Source organism: Rhodococcus sp. 06-1474-1B (assembly GCF_002258885.1).
Classification (GTDB): domain Bacteria; phylum Actinomycetota; class Actinomycetes; order Mycobacteriales; family Mycobacteriaceae; genus Rhodococcoides; species Rhodococcoides fascians.
Genome location: NZ_NOYR01000034.1, coordinates 233538 through 250697, shown reverse-complemented (window position 1 = coordinate 250697; position 17160 = coordinate 233538). Strand labels below are relative to the sequence as shown.

At 64.0% G+C, this 17160-nt stretch carries 17 protein-coding genes; 6 read left to right on the top strand and 11 right to left on the bottom strand.

Annotated elements, in window-relative coordinates; all coding sequences use genetic code 11:
* Positions 1-16: 16 nt before the first annotated feature.
* Both CH266_RS23025 and CH266_RS23020 read right to left on the bottom strand, forming a co-directional pair.
* Positions 17-673 carry a hypothetical protein gene (locus tag CH266_RS23025; RefSeq protein ID WP_027495249.1) on the bottom strand — a complete coding sequence of 219 codons (657 nt, stop codon included), beginning with the start codon at positions 671-673 and terminating at the stop codon, positions 17-19.
* A gap of 66 nt (positions 674-739) precedes the next feature.
* On the bottom strand, positions 740-1525 hold the full coding sequence (locus CH266_RS23020) for a DUF6319 family protein (RefSeq protein WP_032369564.1): 786 nt from the start codon (positions 1523-1525) through the stop codon (positions 740-742).
* A 326-nt stretch (positions 1526-1851) separates the two neighbouring features.
* Here CH266_RS23020 and CH266_RS23015 point away from each other — a divergent pair, with 326 nt between their 5' ends.
* From CH266_RS23015 to CH266_RS23005, 3 genes are read left to right on the top strand one after another with little or no spacing between them, the layout of a single operon-like run.
* Positions 1852-4149: a glycerol-3-phosphate 1-O-acyltransferase gene (locus CH266_RS23015; protein ID WP_032367917.1), complete on the top strand. Its 2298-nt coding sequence runs from the start codon at positions 1852-1854 to the stop codon at positions 4147-4149.
* A complete protein-coding gene (locus tag CH266_RS23010; RefSeq protein ID WP_032369565.1) occupies positions 4146-5573 on the top strand; it encodes an HAD-IB family hydrolase in 1428 nt (475 codons plus the stop codon). The genes CH266_RS23015 and CH266_RS23010 overlap by 4 nt, the downstream gene beginning before the upstream one ends.
* Positions 5566-6597 carry an adenylate/guanylate cyclase domain-containing protein gene (locus tag CH266_RS23005; RefSeq protein ID WP_027495245.1) on the top strand — a complete coding sequence of 344 codons (1032 nt, stop codon included), beginning with the start codon at positions 5566-5568 and terminating at the stop codon, positions 6595-6597. Before CH266_RS23010 ends, CH266_RS23005 begins: the two co-directional genes overlap by 8 nt.
* Here the strand turns inward: CH266_RS23005 and CH266_RS23000 are convergent.
* From CH266_RS23000 to CH266_RS22965, 8 genes are read right to left on the bottom strand one after another with little or no spacing between them, the layout of a single operon-like run.
* A complete protein-coding gene (locus CH266_RS23000) occupies positions 6579-7640 on the bottom strand; it encodes an MSMEG_0565 family glycosyltransferase (protein WP_032369566.1) in 1062 nt (353 codons plus the stop codon). The genes CH266_RS23005 and CH266_RS23000 overlap by 19 nt on opposite strands.
* Entirely contained in the window at positions 7637-8488 is an 852-nt protein-coding gene (locus CH266_RS22995) for a carbon-nitrogen hydrolase family protein (protein WP_027495243.1), read from the bottom strand. The genes CH266_RS23000 and CH266_RS22995 overlap by 4 nt, the downstream gene beginning before the upstream one ends.
* A gap of 7 nt (positions 8489-8495) precedes the next feature.
* A complete protein-coding gene (locus CH266_RS22990) occupies positions 8496-9821 on the bottom strand; it encodes an MSMEG_0569 family flavin-dependent oxidoreductase (RefSeq protein WP_052068741.1) in 1326 nt (441 codons plus the stop codon).
* The gene (locus CH266_RS22985) at positions 9818-10108 is read right to left on the bottom strand and encodes an MSMEG_0570 family nitrogen starvation response protein (RefSeq protein WP_027495242.1); all 291 of its coding nucleotides are present in this window, start codon (positions 10106-10108) and stop codon (positions 9818-9820) included. The genes CH266_RS22990 and CH266_RS22985 overlap by 4 nt, the downstream gene beginning before the upstream one ends.
* The gene (locus tag CH266_RS22980) at positions 10101-10982 is read right to left on the bottom strand and encodes a carbon-nitrogen hydrolase family protein (RefSeq protein ID WP_027495241.1); all 882 of its coding nucleotides are present in this window, start codon (positions 10980-10982) and stop codon (positions 10101-10103) included. The genes CH266_RS22985 and CH266_RS22980 overlap by 8 nt, the downstream gene beginning before the upstream one ends.
* Positions 10979-12394: an MSMEG_0567/sll0787 family protein gene (locus tag CH266_RS22975; protein WP_032369620.1), complete on the bottom strand. Its 1416-nt coding sequence runs from the start codon at positions 12392-12394 to the stop codon at positions 10979-10981. The genes CH266_RS22980 and CH266_RS22975 overlap by 4 nt, the downstream gene beginning before the upstream one ends.
* A gap of 1 nt (position 12395) precedes the next feature.
* The gene (locus CH266_RS22970) at positions 12396-13451 is read right to left on the bottom strand and encodes an MSMEG_0568 family radical SAM protein (protein WP_032369567.1); all 1056 of its coding nucleotides are present in this window, start codon (positions 13449-13451) and stop codon (positions 12396-12398) included.
* A 9-nt stretch (positions 13452-13460) separates the two neighbouring features.
* Positions 13461-13985: an MSMEG_0572/Sll0783 family nitrogen starvation response protein gene (locus CH266_RS22965; RefSeq protein ID WP_027495238.1), complete on the bottom strand. Its 525-nt coding sequence runs from the start codon at positions 13983-13985 to the stop codon at positions 13461-13463.
* Between the two features lie 232 nt (positions 13986-14217).
* On the opposite strand from CH266_RS22965, the gene CH266_RS22960 reads away from it, so the two are divergent.
* The 3 genes from CH266_RS22960 (at position 14218) to CH266_RS22950 (ending at position 16600) form a co-directional block, all read left to right on the top strand.
* Positions 14218-14613 (top strand): hypothetical protein, encoded by a 396-nt coding sequence (locus CH266_RS22960; protein WP_230074147.1) that lies wholly within the window; start codon positions 14218-14220, stop codon positions 14611-14613.
* Complete coding sequence (locus CH266_RS22955) at positions 14606-15010, top strand: hypothetical protein (RefSeq protein WP_027495236.1); 405 nt, start codon at positions 14606-14608, stop codon at positions 15008-15010. The genes CH266_RS22960 and CH266_RS22955 overlap by 8 nt, the downstream gene beginning before the upstream one ends.
* Positions 15011-15232: 222 nt before the next feature.
* A complete protein-coding gene (locus tag CH266_RS22950) occupies positions 15233-16600 on the top strand; it encodes an HNH endonuclease signature motif containing protein (protein ID WP_052068742.1) in 1368 nt (455 codons plus the stop codon).
* Between the two features lie 91 nt (positions 16601-16691).
* Here CH266_RS22950 and CH266_RS22945 read toward each other — a convergent pair whose 3' ends face one another.
* The gene (locus CH266_RS22945) at positions 16692-17120 is read right to left on the bottom strand and encodes a type II toxin-antitoxin system Rv0910 family toxin (RefSeq protein ID WP_027495234.1); all 429 of its coding nucleotides are present in this window, start codon (positions 17118-17120) and stop codon (positions 16692-16694) included.
* Positions 17121-17160 lie beyond the last annotated feature (40 nt).

Here is a 17160-nt window from a genome sequence, read left to right as displayed (position 1 = left end):
GGTCTACGAGTGCGGGTCAGGGAGCGGGGACGAATCCTGCGCCGAGTCCGTTGCCCTGATCGACGTTGCGAAGGATCGCGTCGAAGTTGGTGCCGACCTCGGGGCCGAAGCACGCGACGCCCAGGTAGGCGTTGACCATGCCGACGAGGGTGTTGCCGACGACGACCGGGCTACCCGAGTCACCCTCGACGACGCACAGCTGCGCCCAGGTCTCCTGCGACTGCAGAACGTCTCCGTACGCGAGGCCGCAGGTGTTGCCGGTCGTGCGGCCTTCCTTGCAGACGATGTTCGGGAACGCCGTCGGCGGGCCGACCTGAGAGATGGTCACGTTGCCCACGCGGCTGATCGGGGCAACCTTGTCACGCTGAAATTCGATGAGGGCGTAGTCGTACTCCGGGTTGGAGAATGCGATGCGGCCCACCTCACCGAGGGAGGTGTCGTACTCCGGGACGATGGAGGCACCCGCTTGGCCACAGTGACCGGCGGTGAAGCCCACGAGATTTCCGTTGCGGTCGTTGCCGATCGTCGTCAGCGTGCACTCCGCCTGGCCTCCGACGATGATTCCGGACCCACCGCCGAGAGCTGCAGGAGCGGCCGCGGATGCGGTCCCCACGCCGACGCTGGCTACGATTGCAGCCGCCCCCACGACGACGAGCATGAATTTCTTGAACATGTACTCCCTCTCAGCGGTGTCGGCAGAACCCTAGCAACAGAACGTGTCGTAACACGAGCTAGTCGCTCATACGTCCTGCTCGAGGGCCGCAAGAGTTGTCCGAGCTTCGTCGAGTTGACGACTCAGTTCTGCGACGCGGCGTGCCGCTTCTTCACGTGCATGGGAGATAACAGCCTCGACGGCATCGCGTGCAGTGACATCGCCCAATTCACGAACGGCCCGACCGACCGCTTCCGGACTCACCGGCTGCGCCTTGGTCGGCCTCTTCGCGCCCTGCGTGACGGTGACCGACCAATCGTTGTCGGCACCGGAATGAATGGTCACGCTCACTCCGCCCGGCGCCTTCTTCGGACGACGTGGGGCCGAGCCGGTCGACGCAGACCCCGCACCGGCGGGCTTGGCGGCAACGTCGGTCGCCGGTACCGACTTCGGAGCAGCGCTCGATGTCGACGCCGTGACCGATGTAGAAGCCGTGGCCGATGTAGAAGAAGGGCTCGTTTTCGAGACAGCGACCGGCTCGGAGGCAGCGACCGGCTTCGATACCGGCGCAGTCGATGCCGTCTTCTTCGCGGGGATGCGCTTGGCAGGCGCGGGTGGGGTCGCCGGGTTGCGGGTGATGCGCAGTTCCTCGGCCTCGTAGGGCAGTTCGTCGTTGACGCCCTTCGGGCTGATGGTGACGGTGTTGCCGTCGATGGACACCACCTTGGCCGACGTACCGTCGGGCAGGCCGAGGCTCGGATTCGGCTCGCGGAGATACACGGTGGCGCGACGCCCCTCGGCGAGCGCTGCTGCGAGCGTCGTCAGGTTCTCGGGAGTCAGCGAATCGTTCACGGCGCGCCCACGGGGTGGCATCGACTACCGGCCTTTCTCGAAAGTGTTTGCGAATACTGTCGCACAGATTCACGTGCGCAGGCAGCACGGTATCGAGTATCGGTCGCGAGGATGACGTCGATCCCAAGTATGTGTAACCCCGAGTAACCGTAACCAGAAGTAACAGTTACTACGATTAACACTAAAGAGGCTTGGCCAGAGAAGGCCGATGGCACGACTCTAACGGACAGGCCGTCCGAGCGCCCGTCGAGTGCCGTCGACCACCTCGCCGAACCGCCCTCGCGCCGGGATTCTCCCGCGTAGCCTGACGGCGTACCTTCTTGCGCAGGTACGGAACAGGAGCTTCGATGTACCACCTCGACGCGGACCAGCAATCGCTCAGCGACGGTCCGCACGTGTACTTGCTCGATGCCAGAAGCACTCTCGAGGTTCAGGCCCTGAATCAGTGGATCGACGCCACCACCCCGGACGGAGAACGTCGGCCCCCATCGGTCGTTCTGTCCGGTGAGGCCAGGACATCACTGTCGGACACCGTCCGCGGGTACGCCGACGATCCGCTGCTCATTCCGCTGCGGGTCACGTTGACCGATCGCAGCACCGGCATTCTGCACCGCATCTTCGCCCCTAGAGGCCGCTCGAAGCCGACACGGGTGTGGCAGCGGTGGGTGGCCAACGACGATCCCGATCACTCCGCAGTGCTGGTCGGTGAACCCGCAACCCTGAGCGATCTCCAGGATCGGTTCGAGCGCGGCGGCGGCACGTCGTTGTCGTCGTTCATCCTGCGGCAGGCGAGTCTCGCACTGGACAAGGCCGAACGCGGAGTCATCGGCTCGGAGTACAAGATTCCGCGCTTCGTCGTCGAGGACATGACGGAGCAGAAGAAGTTCAGGGACGGCATCACCGAGCTCGCAGACCACGTCGGCCAGGATCGCGACACCGTCGACAAGAGGGTTCAGGACATCCTCGGCGAGATGGTGGCGACCGAAACCAGGCGCGCCGTCGAGATGTGGGGCACCCTCGGCGCGTACTTCTCGCGGGCGTACAAGGTCGACGTCGATCGCGATCAGCTGCAGAAGGTTCGCGAACTCAACAAGAACTATCCGTTGGTGTTCCTGCCCAATCACCGTTCCTACCTCGACCCACTCGTGCTGCGTCCCGCGCTTCTCGCCGAGGGACTGCCGCTCAATCACGTCATGGGCGGCATCAATGTCGGCTTCTGGCCGTTGGGCCCGATAGCCAAACGCAGTGGCGTGGTGCTCATTCAGCGCAAGTTCTCGGACGCGATCTACAAATGGACGCTGCGTCAGTACATGAGTTTTCTGCTCAGCAAGCGGTTCAACCTCGAGTGGTACATCGAGGGCGGACGCAGCCGCACCGGAAAGCTCCGACCGCCGCGGTTCGGTCTGCTGACCTACCTCGTCGACGCCCTCGAGTCGAGCGACGCGGAGGACGTCTATTTGATCCCGACGTCCATCACCTACGACCGACTGCACGAGGTCGGCGCGATGGCCGAAGAATCGCACGGGGCGAAGAAGCAAGCCGAGGGCATTCGCATGGCCATCGGGTACATCCGCGCTCAGGGCACGTTGCGCGGCAACGTCTATCTGAACTTCGGAGAGCCGATGTCGGTGGCGGCGATCGTCGCCGAGAACACCGACAAGCGCGTCGCGGTGCAGAAGATCGCGCTCGGTGTCTCCCATGCGATCAACGATGCGACGCCGGTGACCCCGGCAGCACTGGTCACGATGGCGCTGTTGGGTATCGAGGATCGCGCACTCAACGTCAACGAGATGTGGGCCATCATCTCGCCGTTGGCCGGCTACATCAAACGCAGAAACCTACCCACTGCGGGCGGGGTGGACATCGCCGACGTCGACGTCGTCCGCTCGGCCGTCATCGCACAGGTCAACGCCAACGTCGTCAAGCGTTTCGACGACGGCCCCGAACCGCTGTTCTACCTGGCGCAGGACAAGCATCTGGTGGCAGCGTTCTTCCGCAACAACGCCATTCACTTCTTCGTGATGCGCGCCATCGGCGAGCTGGTGGTGCTACCGACCGAGGGTGACTCGACGCCGCTGACTCAGGAATCGTTGTGGACGTCGGCCCTGCAATTGCGAGATCTACTCAAGTTCGAGTTCTTCTTCGGCGACAAGAAGGACTTCGGGGAGCGTCTCGAATCCGAGGTCGATCTCATCGACCCGGACTGGCGCACCAGCATCAGCGACCCCGATTATGCTGCGCGACAGCTGGAATCGCAGGATCTGCACCTGGCGCACCGCGTACTGCAGCCGATCTTCGAGGCCTATCAGGTAGTGGCCGACCAGCTGATGCTGCTGCCGCAGAGCGGAGAATTCGACAAACCGAAGTTCATCTCGGAATGCCTCGGCGCTGCCCAGGCCAGGCGGCTCCGCCAGCAGCTCGATCACAGTGAGTCCATCTCGGGCGAACTGTTCGACACTGCACTGCAACTGGCCGAAAACCGCGACCTGATCGATTCCAGCTCGGACGGCATTGCCCGCCGCCGCAGGGACTTCGCGCTGGAGATCGACGAATGGGCCCGCAAGGTACGTACCATCCGGGATATGGCGCACCGAATGCTCCGTGAGGTGGAACCGATCTCTGCCCCCGAGGAGAACAATCCATGACCGACTTCGACGATCGACTGATAGCGATCGCCGCCGCCCCACCCGGCCGAGACACCATCGCCTTCTTCGATCTCGACGGCACCCTTATCAACGGATTCTCTGCTCGCGCAGTGTTTCTCGAACGCCTCAAGACCCTCGACGTCACGGTCAAGGAACTGTGGGAGATCTCCAGTGCCGTCGTCGAGATGCGGATGCGCAACTCCCCCGTCGACAATCTGATGGGCAAGGCCGTCCGCGGCCTCGAAGGCCGTCGCGAAGAGGACCTGATGGAACAGGCATACACCCTGTTCCGCAACGAGATCGCGCCGATGATCTACCCGCAGGCCCGGGCCCTCGTCGAGGCTCACCGGCACGCCGGGCATCGCCTCGTGATGGCTACCTCGGCCACGCCGTACCAGGCACTGCCGGTGCAGCAGGACATGATGTTCGAGGAGTTGCTGTGCACGACTCCGGTGGTCACCGACGGGATTCTCACCGGTGAGCTCGTCGGCGATTCGCTCTGGGGACCCCGCAAAGCGCAGGCGGCGATCGACTACGCCGAACGTGAAGGCATCGCTCTGGCAGGCTGTTTCGCATACTCGAACGGCGGTGAGGACGTGCCACTGCTCGAAGCCGTGGGCCGTCCCATCGCCCTCAACCCCGATCCTGATCTCGCGCGCTATGCCGCCAAGAAGAATTGGCCGGCCCTGACGCTGGACAGCCCGAAGCGTGGCACGGATATCACGTCGGCCGTACGCAGCACGGCGGCGCTCGGATCGGTGCTCGCGAGTGCGTCGATCGGGCTCGGCCTGGGATTGCTTACCCGCAGTCGCCGCACCGGTGCCAATATCACCAGCACCATCGCCCCGGACATCGCGCTGACCCTCGCCGGAGTCAAGCTCGACGTCACCGGAACCGAAAATGCGTGGTCAGCCCGGCCCGCCGTCTTCATGTTCAACCATCAGAGCACCGCCGACTCGATCATCGTCACTTCCATCCTGCGACGCGACATCACCGCCGTTGCCAAGCGGGAACTCGAACGCGACCCGCGCTTCGCATTGTTGGGCAGGATCTTCGACGTCGCCTATGTCGACCGCGGCGATCCTGCGCAAGCGCGAGAGGCCATGCGGCCCGCGATCGAGAAGCTGCACAGCGGCATCTCGGTCGCCATCGCCCCCGAGGGCACTCGCATGCCGACGTCCCGTCTCGGCCGATTCAAGAAGGGCGGTTTTCACCTGGCGATGCAGGCCGGCGTGCCGATCGTTCCGATCGTTATTCACAACGCCGGTGACGTGATGTGGAAGAAGGACTTCACCGTTCACTCCGGTACGGTCAAGGTCACCGTCGGCGGGCCCATACCCACCACGGATTGGGATCCCGACAAGATCGACGAGTACGTGGACGCCGTCCGTTCCTATTTCGACAGAACGTTGGGATATGCCTGAGAATCAGATCAACTCGGTAGTACAGACGGAGATCGAGCGGAATCTACTGGGCGGCGAGCCCAAGTACAACCGCGCCGACATCGTCGAGAAGTCCGGGATTCCGCTCGAGCGGGTCATCGCCCTGTGGATCGGCATGGGCTTCCCCGTCCACACCGATACCGACGCACTCGTCTACACCGACGCCGATCTCGAAGCTCTGAAGCTGATCACCGCACTGACCGCGCAGAAGGTGATCAAGCCCGAGATGGAGGTTGCGATCGCACGCACCCTCGGGCAGTCGATGTCCCGGCTCGCGGAATGGCAAGTGGGCGTTGTGAACTCTCACATACTCGAACGCATCATCGACAGCCAAGAAGACACGAACGACATCGACGCGATTCGCCGGAACGCCCGTGCCATCGCCGCAGAAACCGTCCCCACCCTCGAAGCGCTCCAGGGATACACCTGGCGACGCCACCTGGCAGCAGCGGCCGGTCGATCCATCGCCGCTCCCGACGACGCCGCCGACAGTCCCACGATGGCCGTCGGGTTCGCCGACATGGTCGGCTACACGAGCCTGACGCGTCGACTCGACATCGGCGAGTTGACGACGCTACTCGAGGAGTTCGAGTCATTGGCCACCAATATCATTGCGCGAGGGCGCGGTTCGGTGATCAAGAACGTCGGCGACGAGGTGATGTTCAGCGCGCAGACCCCCGAGGATGCCGCCCACATCGCCCTCGACCTCCAGGACGCCTTCGACGAGCAGGAGGACATGCCGGACCTGCGGGTCGGGCTGGCGTGGGGCCCGGTACTGGCACGGTACGGCGACCTGTACGGGTCGGTGGTCAATATTGCTGCGCGCCTGACCAGTTCGGCCAATCCCGGAACGATCCTGGTCGATACCGTCATGACGGATGAACTGCGTCACGACTCGGAGTTCTACCTCAAATCGGTCCGTTCACTACGGGTCAAAGGGTTCCACAAGCTCAAGCCTCACCGGCTCAAGCGCAACAAGCGAACCGGTCAGCGTAGCGAGGAGTAGAACTCCAGGTGTCGACGCGCAGCCTCGTCCCAGGTGAGGCTGTGCGCCAGCGCCAGCCCCGGTGACGGATCGTGCGGCTCGTGCAACGCACGGTCCAATTCGCTGGTCATGGTCTCCACCGACGACGCGTAGGTGACGCTGTCTCCGAACACCTCTCGCAGTACCGGCAGATCACGCGCCACCACCGGAGTCGATGCGGCGAGCGCCTCCATCGCGGCCAGGCCGAAGCCTTCCTTGGTGGAGAAGAACGGCAGTACCGCAGCCTGCGCCACGAGATGCGGCAGCTCGTCGTCGTCGACGGTTCCGAGTATCACCGGCTCGATGCCCAGTTCTACTGCTCGACGGTCGAATTCGGACCGATAGTCACGGTAGTCGAACAGGGTCTCGCCGCCGGCGAACACCAGTTGCACGTGGCGATCGGACAGCCCGGCGAAGGCGTCGAGTAGATCGAGACTGCCCTTGCGTGGCTCGATGCCGCCGACTGCAAGCACGTACCTGCCGAACTTCCCGTTCCAGTGCGATCGGCCCGATTCGGCTGCTGCCGAGAACCTTCCGGCATCGACTCCATTGGGAATGACGACCGGATCGAACCCCCAGCCGCGTCGGACGTCGTCGGCCACCGCAGTGGACACACAGATTCGCGCGTACGGCGCGGTGATCGCTCGTTCGTGACATGCCGCGAGCTCGGGAGTGGTGAACTCGTCGAGATGGTGGATGGTCCTGATGCACCGGCCGACGGCGTTGGCCGAGATGCAGTCCTGAGCATGGACGATGTCGTACTCGTCGGGCGTGAAAGCCTGCCGCAGAACGCCTATCGATCGCAGAATCCGCTCGCCGACGGTCTCGTTCTCGCGGTGGGAAAACGGGACCATCCGAACGGTGACAGCCGGGTCGACCTTGCGGAAGAACTCACTGTCGCCCCCGCGGCCCAGCGACCACACCGACACATCCTGGCCGGCGCGTGCCAGCGCTTCGGCCAGAGCCAACGTATGCACCACGCCTCCGCGCGGTTTGGACGAATAGGTCAACAGCGCGATCTTCATCGATCCGGCTTCTCCTGCAACAAGTTCGGATAGGCGTCGACGCGTCGCTCGGCCAGGTGATGCAGACCTCTCCGGGCCCGATCCACCTCGGCATCGACGTCGATCTCGTGCACGGCCAAACCGCCTTTGGACCACGTCTTGGCCAACACGTCTCCGCCGGGCCCGACAATCTTCGCCTGGCCGAGGAACCGCAGGGATCCCATCACCCCGGTCTGGTTGGACGAGACGAGCACCACCTGGTTCTCGGCGGCGCGCGCAGCGTCGTACAGATCGAACAGTCGCGACTGCCGATCGTTCGGTAGCGAGGAGGCCCGATCGGTGACGCTGGCCGGCCACGCCGACAGTGCCGCAATGATTCTCGCGCCGTCCAATGCAAGCGTGCGGGCCGACTCCGGGAACGTCTTGTCGTAGTCGATCAGCATGCCCATTCGTCCGACCGGTGTATCGAAGGCCTCGAACCGATCTCCGGCGGCGTAGGCCAAGGATTCCCCGAGCGGCTGATGCACCTTGCGGTGACTGCCGAGGATCCCGTCGCCCGTCAGGCACGCAGCCGCGTTGTACCGCAGCCCCTTCGACAACTCGGTGTACCCGATGCACACCGTCATCGCACCCGCCGCTGCGATGATCGCGGCCAACTCCGGACCGTCCGGATCGAGAGTGGGCGGCAACTCGGACGGATCCGGATTGCTCAGGCTGTTGATGTAACCCCCGAGGGATGCGTCGGGCAGCACCAAGAGATCGATTCCCTCGCGGGCCGCACTGGAGATGATCGTCGTGATCTTCAGTACGGCCCGATCGACATCTCTACCGAAATGTGCTGCCAATGCACCGATCTTGATGGGAGCCACGTCGAGATCAGACCATCTGACTCTGCGGCTGCGCGGGGTTTCGGGACTGCGTCGAGTTTCGGGACTGCACAGCACTGATCTCGAGGCCGATTTGATCGGCCAGGAATGCGGCGTCGCGGGCCACCGAGGCGAAGCGTCCCGAACCCCAGGTGTGCTGCCAGGGCAGGCCCAGGAAGTACAGGCCGGGAACCGATGTGACGCCGCGGTTGTGCGTCGGGTGGCCCTCGCCGTCGAACGCCCCGACCTTCAGCCAGCGGTAGTCGGTACGGAAGCCGACCGACCAGACGACCGCGGTGATATCGGTGGTGGCGAGATCGAGTTCGGTCGTCTCGGATTCCGGACGCCACACCGGCACGTAGCGGTCCTCGGTGGGCGCACTGATGCCCTCGCGCTCGATGTACGCGTCGATGTTGTCCTTGATGCTCTCGGCCACCCGATCCGCAGCGTCGAGGGACGCTTCGAGGGTCGGGGCGAACTGCAGGACGCCGTCCTCCACGCCCAGCAGACGGCCGTACAGCTGCATGCCCTCGGTCGCGAACGCGCGCAGGTCGATGTCTCGACCACCGTCACGGCCGGTGACGTAGTGGTTCGTGTTCTCGCGTTTGCCGACGCCACCGGGTTGATCTTCGATGGAGACATCGTAGACGCCCATGTCGTGCAGCCAGGCGACACAGTCTCGCCCCCGATAGAAGCGTGCGACGCGAGGTGCGGTGCCGGCGACGAGATGAACCCGGCGGCCGTCGAGATGCAGATCCTCGGCGATCTGCGCTCCGGACTGGCCGGTGCCGACGACCAGTACGTCGCCGTTCGGGAACTGGTGCGAGCCGCGGTATTCGGACGAGTGGATCTGGACGATGTCACGGGGCAGCTTCTCGGCGAATCGCGGAATGGTCGGGATGTGGTAACCGCCGACGGCAACGACGATCTGATCGGCGTGCATGGGGCCGGCGGAGGTCTGTAGGTCGAAGCCGCCTGCCGCGGATTGCAAGGCCTGATTCACCGAAACATACTCTCGGACCGGTGCATCGAAGCTCTCGGCGTAGCGTCGGACAAAGGCGTAGACCTCGTCGCGCTGCATGAACCCGTCGGGATCGTCACCGTCGTAGGAGTATCCGGGGAGCGCACACTGCCAGTTGGGGGTGACGAGGGTGAAGTTGTCCCAGCGGGAGTCTTTCCATTCGTGTGCGATGGTGTCGCGTTCGAGGACGACGTGGTCGATGCCTCGCTGCGTCAGATGCCAACTGATGGACAGTCCGGCCTGCCCGCCGCCGATGACGATCACCGAGTAGTTTTCTGTTGCACTGTGGTTCTCTGTCACGCTGTTCGGATTCATAGCAATTCAGCTCCCGACATGCTCAGTACGCGAACGGCACCGGCCTGATACGACGCGCTGACACCGTGAATCTCTTCCATCTGCTGTGCGGCCGACGTGCACCGCATCCCGAACTTGGCGAGAACTCGATCGCTCGCCACGGTCAGCGCCTCGGACGTTCGCTGAACGAACTCGGCCACCGGGTATTCCTGCCCGGGGCTCAGATAGTCGTGCATCACCAAAGAGGGCGAGTAGCAGGACTGTTCGCGTCCGTCGGGCCACCGCACCACGAACGACATCTCAGGCATGAACGGTCTCCTTGGTGATGGTGCGATAGACCGAGGGCCGTCGGTCGCGCAGGTTGTACATGCCACCGCCACGTGCCGCGCCGATGAGCGCCTCGACATCGACGGTGGCTGTGGCCAAGCCCGGCTCGACGCCTGTGCCCGCGAGGATCTCACCGCCGGGCCCGACGATCTTCGCGCTGCAGACGAACCTCAGAGACCCGAACGTGCCGGCCTGATTCGCCGCGACCCAGATGATCTGATTCTCCAGCGCACGAGCGCGATCGTAGATGTCGAAGCGTTGCTTCCACCGATCTTCTTCCATGTTCGGGGTCGTCGCGGTACGTGCAGTCGGCCACGCGGAGATGGACGCGACGATCTCGGCTCCGTCGAGCGCGAGTTCGCGGGCCGCCTCGGGGAACCCCTTGTCGTAGCAGATCTGCATGCCCATCCGGCCGACCGGAGTGTCGAAGGCGGAGTAGCTCTCTCCCGCTGCGTAGCAGAGGTTTTCGCCGAGTGGCTGGTGCACCTTGCGATACGAACCGAGGATGCCGCTGCCGTCGACCGTCACCGCGGCGTTGTAGCGGGTATCGCCGTCCTTCTCACAGAATCCGAACGTGACGACGGTATCGCCCGCCATGTCGATGACCCGCCTGATCTCGGGGCCGTCGAGTTCCAGAGCCGGCGGTAGTGCCTTCAGTCGACGCTGTCTCGATTCTTCGGTCTCGTCACCGCCACCGAGGCTGGGCAGGTACCCACCCAGGCACGCTTCCGGTAGCACCAGCAGTTGGCTACCGCGATTACGCGATTCCTCGAGCAGGGCGGCGATGGTGGCGTAACCCTGTTCCATGTCGCGGCCGAACTCGGCTGCGGCCACGGAGATCGTGATGTCGTTCATGCTTCTCCCAATCCGGTCACCGTCGAAGTGACCGCGCGCGTGGTGATTCCGTCGGGCCATCGCAAGGCGACGCCCGGAATGTCGGTGAGCTCTCCGCATTCTGCGGACAGTGCAGGTCCGGACGGTGCAGTCGGTGCACCGGGACGGTCCGCGGTGATCATCGCGAACCCGGGAAAACACGTGATCCATTCGCCCATCGACGCCGAGTCGGGTTTCGGGATCGAGGAGATGTTCAATACGGCACCGGTTCCGCTTGCCTCGGCGAGCATTCCGGTGGTCCCGGCCAATCCCGCCATCGAGACGTCCTTGGCGGCCTTCGGCGCGGTGCGGGCGACGAACGATGCCATGGTCGTCAGTTCGGCGGAGTTGCGCCGTGACGTCGAATCCCATTGCTGGCCCTGATATCCACGACGCCAGCCACCCTCGACGTCCACCGTCAGTGTCAACCGATCGCCGACGCTTCCCCCGCCGGCCCGTACCGGGTTCGCTGTGCGCCCCAGAGCGGTGACCGACAGCGACGACGGCACCCCGGCCTGGGTATGGCCACCGAGTACCGGAACCTGCCAGGCCGCAGACGCATTGGCGAGGCCGCGGATAATGCGGGTCAGCCGAGATTGCGTGGGTGCACCGACGGAGTCGAGCATGCCGACTGCGTAGGCACCCATCGCCGAAAGGTCGTTGAGGTTGACCAGGGCCGCGCACCAGCCGGCCCACTCCGGGTCGCGGTCGACCATCGAGGGAATGATCGCATCGCAGGCGGCGATCATGTCGCTCCCCGGAACCGGGACCCCGTCGTCACCTCGAAATCCTTTGGCACCGAGCCCGAGTGGCTGCGCCTTCAGCGGCGCGAGGACGCCGGCGAGCATCGCCTTGGTCGACGACACCAGCCGTTCGATCCTGTCGATCGGCCAATACATCGCCACGTGTGGAGTATTCGCCACCTCGACGTCTCCACGCCTGATCCAGCCGAGACGGGTGAATAGTGTCTCGTTACGCTTCTGCACCGTCGCGTCGAAGCGCAAAACGCCACGACTTTCGGCATGAGCACAGGCCGCCCGCACCAGCGCTGGGCCCACACCGGAAGTGCGCGCAGAAGTGGTGACCACCAGGCGACTGCCGGCCCACCACCCCAGATCCGTTGCCGTGCAGGGCGCCAGGCGCACCCCACCGAGCACGGTGCCGTCTCGATCGGTGGCCACGAGAACGACGCAGCGAGGATCGTCGTCGACGTCGTCGTGATCGGTGCCGGCGAACAAGCCCTGTTCGGCGACGAACGTCTCTTTGCGCAGCGCCCGGTACGCATTCAATTCTGCTGTACCGGTGCACGGCTGAACGATGAACTCCGGTTGCACGACAGCGATTGCAGCGCCGGATAATCCGGCGAGATCGTTACCCTCCACGACGCCGTACATGTCACCCTCCCGCGTTCTGCAGAACGCTGCACGCACCGCAGGCCGCGCAGCCTGCTTTCTGATCGGACCCGAGCATCGCCGCTGCCTGGAGTTCCTTGGCGACGCGTCGGGTGACGCTTTCGAGGACGTCGGCAGCGGGAGCCGTCGCCCGGTCGACATCCACCGCCAACGTGCCTGCGAGCGGCCGAAACGGGACGACGAAGGGATACACACCCATCTCGATCAGTTCCGCTGCACCCGAGACCAATTCGTCGGGATCCTCGCCGAGACCGACCAGTATGTACGTCGAGACCTGGTTACGCCCGAAAACCCGGACCGCTTCTTTCCATGCCGCGCGGTACTCGTCCATCGAGACCGATGCCTTGCCCGGCATCCATCTACGGCGCACGTCGTCGTCGAGCGATTCGACGTGGATACCGATGGACTCGGCTCCGGCGTCGTACAGATCCTGGATGGTCTGCAGGTCACCCGGAGGTTCGCACTGCACCTGGATCGGCAGTTCCGGGACCACGGCCTTGATGGCACGTACGCACCGGGCCAGATGACGGGCACCGCGATCCTTCGCGGCCGAAGTGCCCGTCGTCATGACCATCTGCGTCACCCCGTCCAGTCGGACAGCGGCCTCCGCCACCTCCGCAAGTTGCGCGGGCGTCTTGACAGCGATGGTGTCGCCCGCGTCCAGAGACGCTTCGATGGAACAGAAGCGGCACCGTTGATCGGCGTCGTAGCGAATGCACGTCTGGACCACGGTCGTGGCCAGGACACTGGTGCCGTGCAGCTTGGCGATCTTCTCGTAGGCGACGCCGTCGGCGGTGGAGAGGTCGTAGAACTTCGGGCGATCGACGGCCTGAACATCGAGGCCGATGTCGTTGCCGTCGAACAGAACTCGCCCTTCTTCGAGTACGTACGGACTGAGCGGGTTGCGCGGGATTGCTGCGCCGAGACCATCGATGCGGACATGTCCATCGTCACTCGGGCCGGCACCGGCAGTTCTGGACACCGGCGTTGCTCCTCGAATCCCGAGCAACGCCAGATCCACACGTGTAGAGATGGACATAACCGTCCCCTAGACCATGTAGGTCGAATTGATGATGGCACCCTTGCGCGCGTAATGGATCAATGCGTCCTGCACGTCCAGGGGGTGGGCCGGGATGACGCCCTCGATGAGGTCTTCTTCACGACCCCCGTGGAGGGCCAGTCCGAAGCGGCAGCAGAACACGGTGCCGCCCTCGGCGATGAACGTCGCGAGGGAGTCGTTGATGTTCTGCTCACCCGGGAAGCCCGAGTCTCCGGTGGTCGGGAAACCGCGTGTAGCAAGGCAATTGATAGCACCGGGTCCGTAGAAGTACATCGCCGACTCGAAGCCCTTGCGCAGAGCGCGGGTGGCCTGCAGCACCGCGACGAACGATACCGACGACTCGTGGGCGATGCCGTGCACCAGCGTGAAGTAGCTTTCGCCGTTCTCCGCCTTGTAGTCGGGGAAGATCTTGGTGGAGCCGTAGATGTTGCTGCCCTTGGGAAGTGAGGGATGCGGAATCTCCTCGAGGGACTTCTTGATGTTCTCGGCGATGGACTGGTCGAGATCTGACACGTGCGTCTCCTGAGGTTCGCAGAGCGGGCTGGATGCGGTGGACACCGATGTCCACCGGAGAAAACCGTCATGTCCGACGAGAGGGCAGATCCTCTGCGGCCATGGAACAAGTACAGGCCTCGTCGATTTCCGATTGGTCACGCTCGGAACAACGTCGTGTTTCAAGGGCCTCACAGTGTTGACGTGGTGTTACGCGGTTACTGTGAAGGGAAGTCCATCCACCCACCGCAGCATGACGAGGAACTCGATGATCGGCGCCGTCACCGGCTTGTTGTACGTTTTGTCCCTGGTAGTGGGGATCTGGGTGCTCGTGAAGCTCGCCACGAACAGGCCCGTTCTGTTGAAGAACAAGGCCGACCGCGCGCTGTTCTGGACGATCGCGGCTACCGAAGGCGTCGTTGCACTGCAGGCCGTGATCGGGTTCGTGATGATGTTCGCCTCCGATCGCGACATTCACCGCCTCACGTTCGGGTCGTACCTCGTCGGACTGCTGTTCCTGCTCCCACTCGGAACGTGGTGGTCTCTGGGCGACCGTTCCCGCGGCGGCACCGCGGTGCTCCTCGTAGCCGTCCTCACCCTCGCAGCCATGGTGTTGCGACTGAGCCAGATTTGGGCCGGATATGCCTGACAAACTTCAGCAAGCCACGCGCACCGGATTCGGACGCTTCCTCATCGCCGTCTACGCCGTGTTCGCCGTTGCCGCGACATCGCGATCGATCGTGCAACTCACCACCCGATTCGACAACGCCCCGGTCGCGTACCTGCTGTCGGCATTTGCAGCCGTGGTCTACATCATCGCGACGGTCGGCCTGGCACGAGCAACCGAGGCATCACGACGAGTGGTGACGGTCTCCTGCATCATCGAACTCGTCGGGGTCCTCGGCATCGGCACCCTCAGCTACATCCAGCCCCAGGACTTCCCGGAGCCGACGGTGTGGTCGCACTTCGGATCCGGTTACGTCTTCATCCCGGTAGTGCTACCCATCGCAGGACTGTGGTGGCTGCGAAAGACACGACAGCAGTAGAGGTCTGCTCTACATCTCGTGCATTGCAGTCCGACCCCTACATCGAAGCCACTGCGCGCCGCCCCGTTCGAGTTCAGCGGTCCCGGGCGATCCTCACTCGACTGACGTTGCGGCCATATCACGGGCCACCGACAGGTTCCGCATCCCGAATCCTTGTGCACAGCAATAGTTTTCGATTGCACCATCATTGCGCATCGAACACCCGTTCGATACACTTGGTCCATGACGACGGAGATCTGGCAACTGAGCGAAAGCGAACTCCTCGCCGACGCTGCTGATGTCTCCCACCGAATCCAACTGCTCGAAGCCCGGCGGATCGCCCTCGTCGCCGACATCGACACCCGCGTGAGCCGAGAGAAGCTCGGCTTCCCCGGACCCGCAGGGTGGCTCACCTCCACCACCCTCCTCACCCCGAGCAAAGCGAACAAGATCGTGGCCCTCGCCCGCGGACTGAAGAACTTCCCCGACATCGCCGACGCCGTCAACACCGGCGTCATGTCCGTCGACCACGCCGCCCTGATCCTCACCTTCGCCGAAACACCACCGAAGAACCTCCCGCAAGAGGGTCGCGACATCGCCCGCACCGCGATGATCACCGCCGCCACCGGGCCTGGGGCACGCACCGACAAGATCCGTGAAGCGATCACCAAACTCGAAGACACCTACGGCGGCGACAAGCCACCACCGGAAGACACCGACCGCAACGAACTCTTCGCCTCGAAAACCCTCAACGGACGTCTCGTGGCGAAGATGGATTTCGATGCGATCACCGGAGAAAAGCTGCTCACCGCACTCTCACCGCTGACCGAACCCCGCCCTGCCGCCGACGGCACCCCCGACGAACGCAGTCCCGCACGGCGACGCGCCGACGCATTCGGACACATCCTCGACCGCTACCTCGCCTCCAGTGACCGCCCCACCGAGGGCGGAGAAAAACCGCACGTCAACCTGCACATCCGGTTGCAGGACCTCCAGAGCCTGAGCGGTCAGAACAGCGACGACATCACCGACGACGAAACCACACGCGCTGCAACAGAATCCGACTCAGACCTGGTCGACGCGGTCGACATCGACACCACAACAGAAACCAACAACGAGGCCGGTTCAGTGACTGCGGATCGTGGCGCATACCGGGACCTGTTCGGCGACGGCACCACCGTCGGCTGGCTGCCGTGGATGGGACCCCTCTCCCGCAACACCTCTCGCCAACTCGCCTGCGATTGCCTCCTCACCGCCATCGTCATGGACGAGAACGGCAACCCACTCAACCTCGCCCGCACCGCCCGCACCGTCACCGCGAAACAGAAACGCGCATTGACTGCCCGCGATCACGGCTGCGCATTCCCCGGCTGCGGCAAACCCGCCGCCTGGACCGAAGGTCACCACATCTGGCACTGGACCGACGGCGGACCCACCGACATGAACAACCTCGTCCTGCTCTGTGGATTCCACCACCGACTCATCCACCACAGCGACTGGGAAGTATTCATCGGCACCGATCAACACCCCTGGTTCGTACCCCCGGCATCCGTCGACCCCTACCGACAACCCAGACCATCCCAAGCCCGAGCAGGCCCCCACATCGCATAGGCCCGCGCAAACGCACCAGCCCCGCACCGAGAACACGGTGCGGGGCTGGAAGAGATTGTCCGACAGCTACTTCAGGAATCCCGAGATGCCGTCACTTCAATGCAGCAAGGTTCGCCACCGACTGCTTCACATCGGTATCGAGTGCACGGGCGACCACCGAACCCACCGGGCCGAACAGCACGCCCCCACCGAATTTCGCGTCGAGTGTCAGCTCCGAACCGCCCTCGGCCTCACGCACGTGGACGGTCAGCGAGATCCTCACTCCACCCTTGCCGCGGCCCGACATCTCGATCAGCTTCGGCTCCTCGTACTCGGTGAACTCCCAGTTGATCGTGTTCTTGAAACCCTTCACCTTCACCAGCGACTCGACCTTCGTGCCCTTGCCGACCTTGTTGGGCGGCGGACTGCACCAACCACCGTGGATGGTCATCCACTCGTCGAACCGGTCGAGCGCGGAAGCCTTGTCCCACGCGCCCTGAGGGTTCTCGGGCATCTGTACCGAGACACTGATCGTTGCCATGCATTCGAGCCTGTCACAACTTGCTCGCAGGTTCAGACGG